Origin of the sequence: Bradyrhizobium huanghuaihaiense (assembly GCF_025200885.1) — a bacterium.
Lineage (GTDB): Bacteria > Pseudomonadota > Alphaproteobacteria > Rhizobiales > Xanthobacteraceae > Bradyrhizobium > Bradyrhizobium huanghuaihaiense.
On the sequence record NZ_CP104172.1, the window covers coordinates 6,848,390 to 6,861,420 of the forward strand.

Genomic DNA, 13,031 nt, shown 5'->3' on the forward strand with positions numbered 1-13,031 from the left:
ACGCGCAGCAACTTCAGCCCCCCGGAATTAGCCAGTCTTTCAAGAGCGAAACGGTCGGGAGTGCGATCACTCCCGACCGTTCATGTTGTTCTTGTTCGAACGCAACCGTCAGTTCATCTTGACGTCGAGTTCCTTGGCAACGAGATCGAGCACTTCCTGCCCGACCCGGCCCTTTGCCCACTTATAAGTCGGCTGCATCGCTTCCTGCCACGCCTTGCGATCGGCGTCGGTCAGATAATGCAGATTGGTCTTGCCCGTCTTCTTGATCTCGGCCAGCGCGTCCTCGTTCTCCTGGCGCGCGATCGAGTTGGTGTATTCGGTCGCCTCCGCCATCGCCTTGTCGAGCTGGGGGCGGATGTCAGGCGGCAGGCCCGACCAGAATTTCGAGTTGACGATGACGGCATATTGCAGATGGGCGTGATAGGACACGGTGATGTCCTTCTGCACCTCGTAGAACTTCTGCGTCAGGTAGTTCGACGCGGTGTTCTCGCAGCCGTCGACGACGCCGGTCTGCAGTGCCTGGTAGACTTCCGAGAACGCCATGATCTGCGGGATCGAGCCGACCAGGCGGAAATACTGATCGGCAACCTTCGATCCTGAGATGCGGAACTTGAGCCCCTGGAAATCCGTCGGCTTCGTCAGCGGACGATTGGCGGAGACCATATGGAAGCCGTTGTCCCAATAAGCGAGCCCGGTGATGCCCTTGGCCTCCAGCTTCTGGAACAGCCACTTGCCGATCGTGCCCTTCATCGCGTTGGAATAGGTGATGTCGTCCTTGAACAGCCAGGGCAAGTCGAGCGCCTCGAATTCCTTGATCCCGAGCGGCGCGAATTTCGCGGTCGAGGGCGCGAGCATCTGCACCGAGCCGAGCTGGAGCGCCTCGATCTCCTCCTTGTCCTTGTAGAGCGTGGAGTTGGGGTAGACCTCGACCTTGACCTTGCCGTCGGTGTACTTCTCCGCAAGCTCCTTGAACTTCAGTGCGCCCTTCCCCTTCGGCGTGTCGTTGGCGACGACGTGGCTGAACTTGATGACGATAGGGTTCTGGGCCTGGCCGATCGCTGGCATCATGAGAATGGCCGCGGCGGCAACCGCAAGGAGCAGCTTGCGCATGAAGAACCTCCCAACAACCTCTAAAACCGGGTCTTTTTTGTTTTGCAGTCCGGTTTGGCACATTAGTAGTGGCAGCAATCCGCCACCCGAACAACTAGACCTAAGCCCAATTTTCTGCGGCCAAGCTATCTTGACGAGAGCTGCATGCGCAACCCGGCACCCGCTCCGCTACGACGAAGCGAACTTTATGCCGCATTGCGGCAATGCCATCAGCTCTTGCGCTGGGCAACGATGAACAGACGCCGGAACGGGAACAGCGTCTGCCCCGCCGCATTCTTCGGATACGCCTTCGCGACCCGCATCCCATACGCCGCCTCGAACGCGGCCTTCTCGTCGCCCTGCAGGACGTCGAGATAGCGCGTCAGCCACGTCCCCTTGGTCCACTCCTTCACGGGATTCTCGCCTTCGAGTACCTGCAGATATTCGGTCTCCCAGATGTCGATATTGGCGGACATCGGAGCAAGAACATCGTGATAGAAGGCCGGCCCCTCGACCGGCGGCGGGGTGACGAGATGCTCGACCTTGGAGCGCCAGGGACCATCAAGCGCGGTCTCGCCGATCAGCACATGCGAGGGCGCGAGAAAATTGCGCGGCATCTGCACCGCGAGCATGCCGCCGGGCTTCACCTTCTCCATCACCGACGCAAACAGTGCCGCATGATTGGGCAGCCAGTGCAGTGCGGCATTGGAATAGATCAAGTCATATGGCTTCGTCGGGCGCCACCGGCCGAGGTCTTCATGTGACCACTCCACGTCAGGCGCCGCCTTGCGGCCGGCGGCAACCATCTCGGCCGAACCCTCGACGCCGGTCACGGTCGCATCCGGCCAGCGCTCCTTGATGAGCTTGGTGACGTTGCCCGCGCCCGCCCCGAGATCGGCGATCTCGCGCGGCGCGAAATCCGGAATCCGCATCAGGAGGTCGAGGGCGGGCCGGAGCCGGTGGCCGGAGAATTTCAGATATTGCTGCGGATCCCAGACCATCGCTCAACGCCTTTTTCTTTTTCGTGTTTCCTTCACAGAGGCTCTTGGTTACCACTGCTCGTCCCGGTCGGGCAAATGACCCGGCGGGGACAGGGCAGGAAACGAACAAGCAAAAAACAGACAAGAGGGCGTGCGACCATGGACCTCGGACTCAAATCGAAAACCGCTGTCGTCACGGGTGCGAGCATCGGCATCGGCCGCGCCATCGCCAAGGGCCTCGCCGCCGAAGGCGTCCGTGTCCTAGGCGTGGCGCGACGCACCGACCTGCTCGCCGAGCTGGTGAAGGAAGTTGGCTCCGGGCTGATCACGCCGTTCGAGCAGGATGTGATGACCAGCGACGCGGCCGAGAGGATCGCCGCCTGCGCGGTGAAGGAGCTCGGCCATGTCGACATCCTCGTCAACAATGCCGGCGGCAGCCGTCCCCTGCCCGTCGATGCGCCCGACAGCAAATGGGACGAGGCGATCGCGCTGAACTTCACGAGCTACCGTCGCATCGCGCATGCGCTGCTGCCGCAGATGATCGCGCGCAAATGGGGCCGCATCGTCAACATCACCGGCAAGTCAGAGCCCGAAGGCCTCAACGCCGCCTTCGCCGCGAAGGCCGCCGTGCACGCCTGGGCCAAGGGCCTGTCGCGCGAGATCGGCGAGCACGGCATCACCATCAACTGCATCCCGCCCGGCCGCATCATGAGCGAGCAGATCCGCCGCAACTATCCGCCTGACTATCGCGAGCGCTTTGCGGAAGAGGAGATCCCGGTCGGCTATTGGGGCGAGCCGGAGGACCTCGCCGCACTCGCGGTGTTCCTGGCCTCGCCGGTGGCGCGCTACATCACGGGCACGGTGATCCCGGTGGATGGGGGCTTGCGGAGGTATCAGTTTTAGGAGCGCAACGCCCGACGCCGCGGCGGACGTTGCGGCGACATCAACGTGCGGGGTTTGCAGAGCTCGGGTCCAAGCGGATGTTGTAACGATGCAGCTTTGCATAGACAGTGCTTTTGGCGAGACCGAGCGCGGACGCGGTCGCCGTCACATTGCCGCTACACGACCGCAGCGTGCGCGATATCAAGTCACGTTCGGCTGACTCAGCCAGAGACAGGCCCGGTTCGCATGCATCTTCCGTCCGCCGGATGCTGTCAGGCAGATCCGACGGTTCGATCGGGTCGCCGTCACTGGTCAGCATCAGGCTCTCGATCAAGTTTCGCAGTTCGCGAACGTTGCCGGGCCAGCCATACCGGCGCAGGCGCTCGAGCACCTCCGGCGCAAAACGGCGATCGGCAAGGCCGTAGCGTGACCTTGCCTGGGCGACGAAATAATCGACCAGCAGCGGAATGTCATCGCAGCGCTCCCGCAGCGGCGGTATGACGACGGGCACGACCGCGAGACGGTAGTACAGATCCCTGCGGAAGCGCTGTGCGTCAACCTCGGCTTGCAGATCGCGGTTGGTCGCGGCGACGAGGCGGAAGTCCACCTTGCGGGCCACGGCGTCGCCGACCCGGCTGATCTCGCCATTCTCCAGAGCCCGCAGCAACATGGGCTGGAGATCGAGCGGCAATTCGCCGATTTCGTCGAGGAAAAGGGTGCCGCGGGACGCAGCCTCGATCTTTCCGGCCATGCCGCCACGCCGTGCGCCAGTGAACGCGCCGTCGACATAGCCGAACAGCTCGCTCGCCAGCAGCTCGCGCGAGACGGAGCCACAATTCACGACGACCAACGGGCCGCCGCGGCGCGGAGATGCCGAATGGATGGCTTGAGCGAAAACCTCCTTGCCGACACCGGTCTCACCAAGCAACAGGACGGGAGCTGCGGTCGTGCCGACACGGCGGCATTTTTCGACCACCGCGTGCATCTTGGGCTCTGCATGGATGATGTTGGTGAATGCCTTGGCTTCACCTTGAGCGGATGGCAAAACGGACCTGCTCGAAACCCATGGCTTCGGCGCCACCATGACCGTTCCAAGATGTTCGCCCTGATAGGCCACCGGTCTCAGCCATTCTTCCTTGATCCAGGCCGGCCGCAGATTGGTCCCGGGACGATCCTCGCTGCTTCCAAGGAGCGGGAAATTCGACTGGCTCTGCGGCGCACCGAGGTCGCGTAAGATCTGCGCCATCTCGCCATTCGCCTTGAAGGGCCGCCCGGCGCTATCGAACAACACGGCATGGTGGCGGTCCGAAGGAGGCAGCATCCAAAAGCATTGATCGAGAAGCCGGTAACGGGCGTCCAGCTCCATCTGGAGCAGATGCGCCTCGATGCGCGCAGCCGCCGAGATCGCCAATGCGAGTGCCTGTCGTCCGTAGGAATCCGACAGCCCGGAAATGTCGATGGCTCCGATGACCGCGCCGTCGATGGGATCGTGGACGACGGAAGCCGAGCAAGTCCAGCGCTGGATGCCCGAGCAAAAATGTTCGGTGGCATGCACCTGGATGGCCTGGCCGGTTTCCAGCGCCGTGCCGATCGCGTTGGTGCCGCAGGTCGCCTCGCTCCAATTGCTGCCGGGCAGCAGGTGCGTCTTCTCCACGGCATTGCGCAGCGCGAGCTTGGTATCGCCTTCCAGGCGCAACACGATGCCGTCGACGTCGGTCAGGACCATGACCGTGCCTGTTTCGCGCATGTAGTCGCGCGCCAGGGCCATGGTCGAGGCGCCGGCGTGGACCAGGCGGGTGCGCTTGTCGAGCAGGCAGTGCAGCCGTTCGTCGTTCATCGGCATTGGAGCCTGGCTGCGTCGGTAGTCCACGGCCGATTTCCGGCTCCGCAGCCAGGAATCGTTGATCGCGGGCCGAACGACCCGGCCGCCGGCGCCGGTCCCGGACAGGAAGTGCTCCCAGCTCGTCAGGACGTCGCGTTCAATGCCTGGATTCGCAAAAGCTTCCTCTGGCGTCTGACCCAACACGCTTCCTCCTTTGACGCGCTGAGCGGTCCAAGATCTTCTTGTTGTTGAGGGACCCCGAGCTTGATCGGCCGATCTTGAGATCATTCCATGCCAACGCGCAACTGACAATCGGATCGCGGCGCAACTTTGGCGCGCCTCCGGCCGCACTGCGAAAGCCGTGAAGCCGAAAGGCGCGCCTGATGTCTGGACCTGCCAGGTCCCTACGCTGCCTTGCGGCGGTGCAGGGTGTCATAGAAGGCCGTCTCGAAGCGCAAATACCCGGTGAACGAAGCCGGATCGCCAAACGGCAGGATCTGGGTTGCCCAATAGCCGCCGAAGCCGTTCTGCCGGTCGATCCAGTAGAACAGGTTTGCGAGGCCAGCCCAGCCGAGCGCTCCGGCCGGCCGCCCCGTCGGGGCCTCCTCGTCATTGACCATGAACGTGAACGACCAGGATTTCGACTGGCCCGGGAAGAACTCGGCATCATTAGAGAGCGACTTGATCACCCCCGGCAATGCCGTGATCTTGAGATCGCCGAGATGGTTCTTTTCCGCCATCCTCACGGTCTCCGCCTTGAGCACCCGGCCGTGCGGGCCATTCCCGTCGTTCAGCCACATCCGAATGAAGCGCATGTAGTCGCCGACCGTGCTGTAGAGGCCATGTCCCCCCATATGAACCTCCGGATTTGACGGCAATTCGAAGTCCATCGGCGTGAGGGAGCCGTCGGCGTTACGGGCGTGCACGCCGGCGAGCCTGCTGCGCACCGTGTCGTTGATCTCGAACGTCGTGTTCGCCATGCCGAGCGGCTTGAAGATGCGATCGGTGAAGACGTCGCCGAGCCGTTTGCCGGTGATGCCCTCGACGACCTGCCCGACCCAATCGATGTTCGTGCCGTACTCCCATTTCGAACCGGGATCGAACAGAAGCGGCGTCATGATCGCAGCCTTCGACGACGTGATGACACTCGGCTGTCCGTGGTCGGTCGCCAGGCGCAGATAGTTCTCGTTGAAGAAGTCGTAGCCGAAGCCGCCGGTGTGCAGCAGCAGCATGCGTGTCGTCACGTCGCGCTTCGGCGCGCGAAGCTTCGGCCGGCCGTCGGCGTCGAAGCCGTCGATCACTTGCAGCTTGCCGATGTCGGGCGCATATCTCTTCGCTGGAGCATCGAGGTCGAGCCGGCCCTCTTCGATCAGTTGAAGAGCGGCGGTGCCGGTGATCGCCTTGGTGGTCGAGAAGATCGCAAAGTTCGTATCCGTCGTCATCGCCTCCGGCCGGTCGGTCCGACGCTTGCCGGCAGCACCTTCATAGATATTGCCGTTGCGATCAGTCACCATGGCGACGACGCCCGGGACACCTGTCCCCGTCGCGACGGTCTCGTTGAGGATTGCGTCGGCGTCTACGGCAAATTCTCTGCACATGTGTTTCCTCCGTCGAATTTTGGAATTGCGAAAAAGAAGGGGGCCGCGTTTGCGTGCCCCTTGCGTCGTTCACTGCTTGGCAAAGCCGGGATAGGCCGAAGAGGCGACTTCATCGCACTTCTGGCGGTAGGTCCCGACCCCACCGATATAGGAGAGCAGACGGCGCGGCTTCCCCTCGACGTTCGAGCCCATGTACCAGGAGTTCGTCTTGGTCACGAGGGTCGTGTTCGCGATCTCGTCGTGATGCGCGACCCAGGCGTCCTGCGTCTCTTTGGTGGGCTCGATGACGCTCAGGTGATTCTTCTTGAGATAGGCGATACAGTCGCTGATCCATTCGACCTGCTGCTGAAGACATGTCGTCATGTTGCAAAGCGCCGTCGAGGGCGCCAGCGGCGCTCCGGTCGTGAACATGTTGGGATAGCCATGGACCTGCAGTCCCATCGTGGTGCGGATATCGCGGCTCCATTCGTCCTTCAGGGAGCGGCCGTCGCGCCCGCGGATATCGATGCGGGTGAGCGCGCCCGAGCCGGCATCGAAGCCCGTCGCAAGAATGATCACGTCCAGCCCATACGAAGTTCCGTCGCTGAGCTCGATACCTTGCGGCGTGATTCGCTTGATCGGGTTGTTCTTGACGCTGACCAGCTCGACGTTCGCCTGGTGAAAAGCCTCCAGATAGTTGGTCTCGAGCGGGACACGATGCGTGCCGAAGCCGTAATCGGTCGGGATCAGCGCCTCGCAGAGCTTGGGGTCCTTCAGGCGCGCGCGCATCTTCTTGCGAACGAACTCGGAGATCTCCTCGCTGACATCCTCCTCGAAGAACATTTCGACGAATGAGGCGAGCCACAGCCGCAGCGAACCTTCATCCCAGATCTTCTCCAGCACGGCGTGACGCTGCTCCGGCGTGAGATCCTTCCAGGCGCCGTTGGTGAAGTCGTATTCGAAGCCGGTGAACGAGCGAGGCAGGGTCTTTCGGAATTCCTCGAACCGCGCCTTGTAGGCCTCGACCTCCGTCGGCCCGTATTTCGGGTTCTTCATCGGAATGATGTATTGCGGCGTGCGCACAAACACCTTCAGGCTGCCGACCTCGCCGGCGATGGTCTGGATCACCTGAATGCCCGTGGCGCCGTTGCCGACGACGGCGACGCGCTTGCCGGCAAGGTCGAGCTTCTCCTTCGGATAGCGGCCGGTGTGGACGAGCACGCCCTTGAACGTCTCCTGTCCGGGAAACACCGAGGTCAGCGGTGCGGACAGCATGCCGCAGCAGGTGATCAGGAACTGCGCATCGATGGTGTCGCCCTTGTCGGTCGTGATCGTCCAGCGCTGCGTTGCCTCGTTGAAGACGGCACTCGTGATCGTCGTCGAGAACCGGATGTCCTTGCGCAGATCGAGCTTGTCGGCGACGTAGTTGAGCCACTTTTCGATCTCTGGCTGGCCCGGGAAACGCTCGCTCCAGCTCCAGCCCTTGTAGAGCTCCTCCGAGAACAGATACTGGTAGATATAGGCCTCGGAGTCGAAGCGCGCTCCGGGATAGCGATTCCAGTACCAGGTGCCGCCGACGCCAGTGGCCGTATCGACGGCCTTGACCCTCAGGCCCTGCTCGTCGCGCAGCTTGTAGAGCTGGTAGAGGCCGGCAACGCCCGTGCCGATCACCACTGCGTCGAGGCTTTCGTGCCTGCCCGCGCCGTTACTCTTGGACTCACTCATGCATTCCCTCCCAATGTCAGACTTTGTTCTGCTCCCCGCCGCAGAGCGTGGGAGACGCAAGGGGAGAAACGCAGATTGCGTGCCAGACCGGATTTCTGGATTTAAGCGCTTGCAGTCATTGAAGTGTTGGCCGCGCAAGCCAGTTTGCCGTCCGTTCGAAATTCAAACGGGGAGCGTGCGGCCAGATCGAATTTCGGTCTCCGAAACCGGAATTTCAAGCCAGGACGACGGCAGTTGGACCAGCCTCTCTTCGAGTCCTTGGCGGAGGCTTCCGGGGCTTGCATCGCTCAGCGGGCAGGACAGACCGCGCGCAGCGAAACCCATCGATAGCTTCAACGTGATGTGTTCCGCAGGCGCCCTACCCGTCCTGCGAACTCGCACGGTTACGTAGCGCTCGACTCTATCTTGCTGCTCTCGTCAGATCTGAGAACGCCCCGTCGCCGCATCAGTTGCACACTTCGCGCGTTCGTCCGTTGATCCCGGCGGCGTTGCCGATGCCGGCCGAGGTGTCGGCGACGAGCCTGCACCCGCGAGCGACGGGACGGCAGCCGGCCTGATTGCAGATCATCTGGCCGGATGATTGCTGCTTGGCGGGTGCAGCCTCGTCGCTCTTGCGCTCGGCATCGCGAGCCCTGGACTGCTCGCGGCTCGCGGTTGGCTTTTTGTCCTGGATCTTCTCGCACTCGTTGTCGTCATTGACGCGGTAGCCGGCACGGCAGGCGATCTTGACGCAAGCATCGCCGTCGGCCCTGAAACCGCGGTCGCAGACCAGGGGGCAAACCCGGCCGGGCTTCGCCTTGATCGCGTCCAGCGCGTCGAGGCCGGCGGCGGTCGGGTCGAGCCTGGTGCCCGCATACTTGTTGAACATCGCGAGCGATCGCTGCGAGGACACCTTCCAGTCGCCGTCGGCAGGTGCGGAGAGGCATCCGACCCGCCGCAATTCCGACTGCACCGCCTTCGCCGCCTCTTGCGGCGACAGGCTCGGCTGTGACGACGTCGGCGCAGCGGCCGCGACCTTCAGCTCGCCGCCGTCCTGCGCCTTCGTCGCGGCCGCATCCCTTGCGGCCATTTCGGCGGCGGCCTTCTCATTGGCGATCTTGTCGGCGAGCGCTTTCTCCGCAGCCGCCTTGTCGGCCAAAGCCTTTGCCACCGCGGCTTCCGCCTCCTTGCGCCGTTGCTCTGCCGCGGCAGCCCTGGCCTCCTCGATCTGCTTGGCCTTCTCCGCGGCGATCCGCGCATCCTCGGCGGCCTTCGCCGCAGCGGCGGCCTTGTCCTGCTCTGCCTTCTGCGCCCGATCCGCTGCGAGCCGAGCCTTCTCGTCCTCGGCCCGCCGCGCCTTCTCCGCAGCCGCCGCACGCGTCTCCTCGGCCGCGATCCGGTTGAGCTGGCCCTTGGCGAGGCTGGCGTAAAAGCCTTCGGGATATTCAGCCAGGAACGCGGTCCAGACTTCCCTCGTGCCGATCTGGAGCGCCAGCTCGTAATCGCGGCGGACCGCGTCCTGCGGATTTGCCTGCGGCGCGGTGACGACCGGCTTCGCCGCGACCAGCGGCACGTCATCTCCGCCAAGGGAGCCGTAGACATAAGGCTCCTGCTTGTAGCCGGTGGTCTTGAGCACATCGTCGCGGACGAAACCAAAGGCCTTGCGCAGATCGAGGCCGGGGGTCGGCAGCCGCTCGACGAGGGCCGCGGCAAACGGGCTGTTTCTGGAGTCGCCGTCGGAGGCCGTCGAGCCCGCCTTCGCTGCATAAGCGATCATCGTGTTCGGGCTGGTCGGCTCGACCTTGGCAAGGCCGCGTCCGATGGCGCGGGCCGCCACTGTCCGCTTCATGGTCTTGGCGAAGGGATTGTCGCGGCACGCATCCAGAATGATGAGCCGAAGCTGCTTGGCCGGCTCGACGGCGAACAGCGCACGGTCGAGCCCCACGGTCTCGTCGAGAACGTCACTGTCCGTCTCCAGCGCCGCGTCGACCGGAATCAGGTAGTTGGTCCCGTCCAGCTCGATGCCGTGCCCGGCGTAGTAGATGACGGCAACCTCGGCGTCCCTGGCCCGCGCGCCGAATTCACGCAACGCTTTTCGCATGTCCGCGGCATTGAGATCGGTCCGGGTATCGATCCAGTCGAACCCGGCCTTCCTGAACATGCCGCCGACCAGGACGGCATCGTTCGCGGGGTTGGCGAGCTTCGCCACGCTCTTGTAGGCGGAATTGCCGATCACCAGCGCAACCCGGCGCTCGGCATGGGCCGGACCGCAACCAAACCAGATGAAAAAGATCAATGAAAACCAGCGAAAAGCGCCCATTGCAGCCCCGAATATATGTGCGCAGCCTATGCGGAGCCTGATGAAAGGCAAGCGCGGCGTAAGTGATATCAGTCACACAAGCCGTCCAAGTTGACGGCCGTCGCCCTGCCGCGTGCGGCAGAGCGCGTCACTGTGGCAGGCCCGCGTCACGGAGAGCCTTGGCAAAGATCGCGAAGTCCTCCGTGCGGCGAAATGGCGCCAAATCTCTTAGGTTGGAGAGGTGCAGATCGGGATTGAATTCGAGCGCGCGTGACATGGCTCTTTGCGCCTGCTCACGCCGTCCGGCGATCGCATTGCTGGCCGCAAAAATGCAGACCGACAGCAGAAAACCCGGATTGTCGCGCACGGCCTGTTCGGCGCATGCCAACGCAAGATCGTAGCGGCTCGCCAGGAAATGAGCATAGGCCATGGCTCCGTACGTGGTGTAGTACATGGACGGATCGCGCGGGCTCAGGCGCATGGCATGCGCAGCGTGCTCGAGCGCGAGGTCCGGCTCGCCTCTCCAGACGCGCAACCAGGCACTGAGCATCCAGGCTCTGGCCAGGTTTGGATTGACGGCCAGTGCCCGATCCATGAAGGCCGCGGCGTCATCGAACTCATGGGCCAGAAACGCGAGTGCGTATCCACCCATACATAGCGCGAATGGATCATCCGCCCCCAGATCCACGGCCTTCCGAGCCAGCCGCGTGGCCTCCGCACTTTCCAGCGTGATCGTTCATGCAACCCAGCGCCTTGCGCCGAACGTGGCACCAGGCGGCCATCCCATAGGCACAGGCAAGATGAGGGTCCAGCTCGATCGCCTTGTAAAAGAGCTGGAGCGCCTCGCTGTTCGCGCCCTTGGTCCAACGCGCTTTCGCCAGCCCGCGCAGGTAATAGTCGTACGCATCCAGATTTTCGGTCGGCTTGCGCCTGGCCCGCTTGATCTCCTCATGCTGCAGCTTCGGGGCGATTGCGCCCACGACGCTGGACGTCACGTCGTCCTGCAGATCGAACATGTCCTCGATCGGCCCTTCGAAGCGGTCCGCCCAGAGATGCGCTCCAGTTTCGGCATCGATGAGCTGACCCGCGATACGAACGCGGTTTCCGGCTTTGCGCACGCTGCCTTCGAGCACATAACGCACGCCAAGCTCGCGGCCGACCTGCTTCACGTCCACGGCCCGGCCCTTGTAGGTGAAGCTCGAATTGCGTGCGATCACAAACAGCCAGCGAAAGAGAGACAGCGCCATGGTGATATCCTCCACGACGCCATCTGCGAAATACTCCTGCTCCGGATCGGAGCTCAAATTGGCGAACGGGAGCACGGCGATCGAGGGTTTATCGGGGAGCGCGAGGGCCGGTTTTTCTGGTTCGCCCCCGCTGTCGGCGAGCGCCCGACCATCGCGCCCTTCCTCCCGCACTGGTCCGATGAAGCGGAAGCCCTTCCGCGGCAACGTCTTGATCAGACGCTGCTCGTCTCCGGTGTCGCTCACCGCGCTCCGGGCAACGTTCAGGCGCGTCGTCAACGCCGCATCCGAGACGCTGCGCCCATTCCAGATGGCGTTGATGAGGTCGTCCTTGCTGACGACCCGCTCCCGGTTGCGGATGAGGTAGTCCAGCAGGTCAAAGACTTGCGGCGCCACGGGGACGACATTCGCGCCGCGATACAGCTCGCGACGGTCGGGATCCAGAGCATAGTCCTCGAAGAGATAGCGCAAGCTGCGAAACTCCCTGAATTCAGAGGTCCCGGTCACCGGCCAGCGCTTTGGCCCCGGTGGAAATCGCAAGAATAAGCTGGCGGTGAGGAAAATGTAAGTTGCCGGTCAAGCGTGCTGGGCCGGATCCTGGCAGCTTGTCCGGGGTGGAAACAGGCACCCGAGGATGCTGCCATGAGCACGATTTACCAGACAACGGGCTTGGTCCAGACGGGCGTATCGCAGCGGCGCAGTGTCAGCGCCTTCAAGAATTGTTGGACGGCTTTTCAGGAGTGGCGCAAATGGGAGCGGCTGCGGCGCGATCTTTGCAACCTGAGTGATCGGGAGCTGATGGATATCGGGATTACGTATGGCGAGATCGACTACGTGGCCTCGCACCGGGATACCGACCCGCGAGGCATACGATCGCCCGGATGATGCCGACCTCCGCCAGCGGTGGACGGTCCGGCACGACCTGCTGACCGGCCTTCAACAAGTATGTCCTTGACGTCAGTATCGGGCCTGGCAGGCGACATCGGCCGCACAGCAGGAGACCGCCCGAAGGCGGTCTCGCACGCGGGAGAGAAGGCGCTCGGTCAGAGATCAACCTGGATGGCCACGTTGGAGCGCACCCAATCCGATTGCCCGGCCTTCAGCCGCTTGGCTTGAAATTCAACGAAAGCCGGATCGGCGCCCAGCGATGCCAAGGTACGACCATAAGCTTCCACGTTATCGAAGCGAGCAACGAAGGCATAGTTTCCGACCTCGCCGCCGATCACCGACCAATAGCTGACATCGGCCCCGTGTTTCTTCCAGAGTGTCGCACCCTCTTTTGCCAGCTGTAGGACGGTCGCAAGATCGCTACCGGGTCTTGGATGCGAAACGAACTGCATAATGACTGCAGGCATTTTCTCCTCCAATAAAAAAATATGAATGATGGCGCCAGATGACCCGGCTGGTCATTTGGCCCGAGGAGAATTCCAAGCG

General features: G+C 63.0%; 9 protein-coding genes and 1 pseudogene. 2 read left to right on the forward strand and 8 right to left on the reverse strand.

The window, feature by feature from the left end:
- Window positions 1–108 precede the first annotated feature (108 nt).
- Together N2603_RS32320 and N2603_RS32325 are read right to left on the reverse strand one after the other, a co-directional pair.
- Window positions 109–1,110, reverse strand: coding sequence for a DctP family TRAP transporter solute-binding subunit (locus N2603_RS32320; RefSeq protein ID WP_260385305.1), 1,002 nt, complete (start codon window positions 1,108–1,110; stop codon window positions 109–111).
- Window positions 1,111–1,319: 209 nt separating this feature from the next.
- Window positions 1,320–2,090 (reverse strand): methyltransferase domain-containing protein, encoded by a 771-nt coding sequence (locus N2603_RS32325; protein ID WP_260385306.1) that lies wholly within the window; start codon window positions 2,088–2,090, stop codon window positions 1,320–1,322.
- A 138-nt stretch (window positions 2,091–2,228) separates the two neighbouring features.
- On the opposite strand from N2603_RS32325, the gene N2603_RS32330 reads away from it, so the two are divergent.
- On the forward strand, window positions 2,229–2,972 hold the full coding sequence (locus tag N2603_RS32330; protein WP_260385307.1) for an SDR family NAD(P)-dependent oxidoreductase: 744 nt from the start codon (window positions 2,229–2,231) through the stop codon (window positions 2,970–2,972).
- 40 nt (window positions 2,973–3,012) lie between these two features.
- Here the strand turns inward: N2603_RS32330 and N2603_RS32335 are convergent, their stop codons facing one another.
- The 5 genes and pseudogenes from N2603_RS32335 to N2603_RS32355 form a co-directional block, all read right to left on the reverse strand.
- A complete protein-coding gene (locus N2603_RS32335) occupies window positions 3,013–4,977 on the reverse strand; it encodes a sigma-54-dependent Fis family transcriptional regulator (protein WP_260385308.1) in 1,965 nt (654 codons plus the stop codon).
- A 200-nt stretch (window positions 4,978–5,177) separates the two neighbouring features.
- Window positions 5,178–6,371, reverse strand: coding sequence for a methyl acetate hydrolase AcmB (acmB, locus tag N2603_RS32340; RefSeq protein ID WP_260385309.1), 1,194 nt, complete (start codon window positions 6,369–6,371; stop codon window positions 5,178–5,180).
- A 69-nt stretch (window positions 6,372–6,440) separates the two neighbouring features.
- Window positions 6,441–8,075, reverse strand: a complete 1,635-nt coding sequence (locus N2603_RS32345; RefSeq protein ID WP_260385310.1) for a flavin-containing monooxygenase — start codon at window positions 8,073–8,075, stop codon at window positions 6,441–6,443.
- Between the two features lie 445 nt (window positions 8,076–8,520).
- A complete protein-coding gene (locus tag N2603_RS32350) occupies window positions 8,521–10,374 on the reverse strand; it encodes a caspase family protein (RefSeq protein ID WP_260385311.1) in 1,854 nt (617 codons plus the stop codon).
- A gap of 127 nt (window positions 10,375–10,501) precedes the next feature.
- A pseudogene (locus N2603_RS32355) lies at window positions 10,502–12,068 on the reverse strand (winged helix-turn-helix domain-containing tetratricopeptide repeat protein).
- Between the two features lie 171 nt (window positions 12,069–12,239).
- Here N2603_RS32355 and N2603_RS32360 point away from each other — a divergent pair.
- The gene (locus N2603_RS32360; protein ID WP_260385312.1) at window positions 12,240–12,482 is read left to right on the forward strand and encodes a DUF1127 domain-containing protein; all 243 of its coding nucleotides are present in this window, start codon (window positions 12,240–12,242) and stop codon (window positions 12,480–12,482) included.
- Between the two features lie 158 nt (window positions 12,483–12,640).
- On the opposite strand, the gene N2603_RS32365 is transcribed toward N2603_RS32360, so the two are convergent.
- Window positions 12,641–12,952 carry a hypothetical protein gene (locus N2603_RS32365; protein ID WP_260385313.1) on the reverse strand — a complete coding sequence of 104 codons (312 nt, stop codon included), beginning with the start codon at window positions 12,950–12,952 and terminating at the stop codon, window positions 12,641–12,643.
- Between the last annotated feature and the right edge of the window lie 79 nt (window positions 12,953–13,031).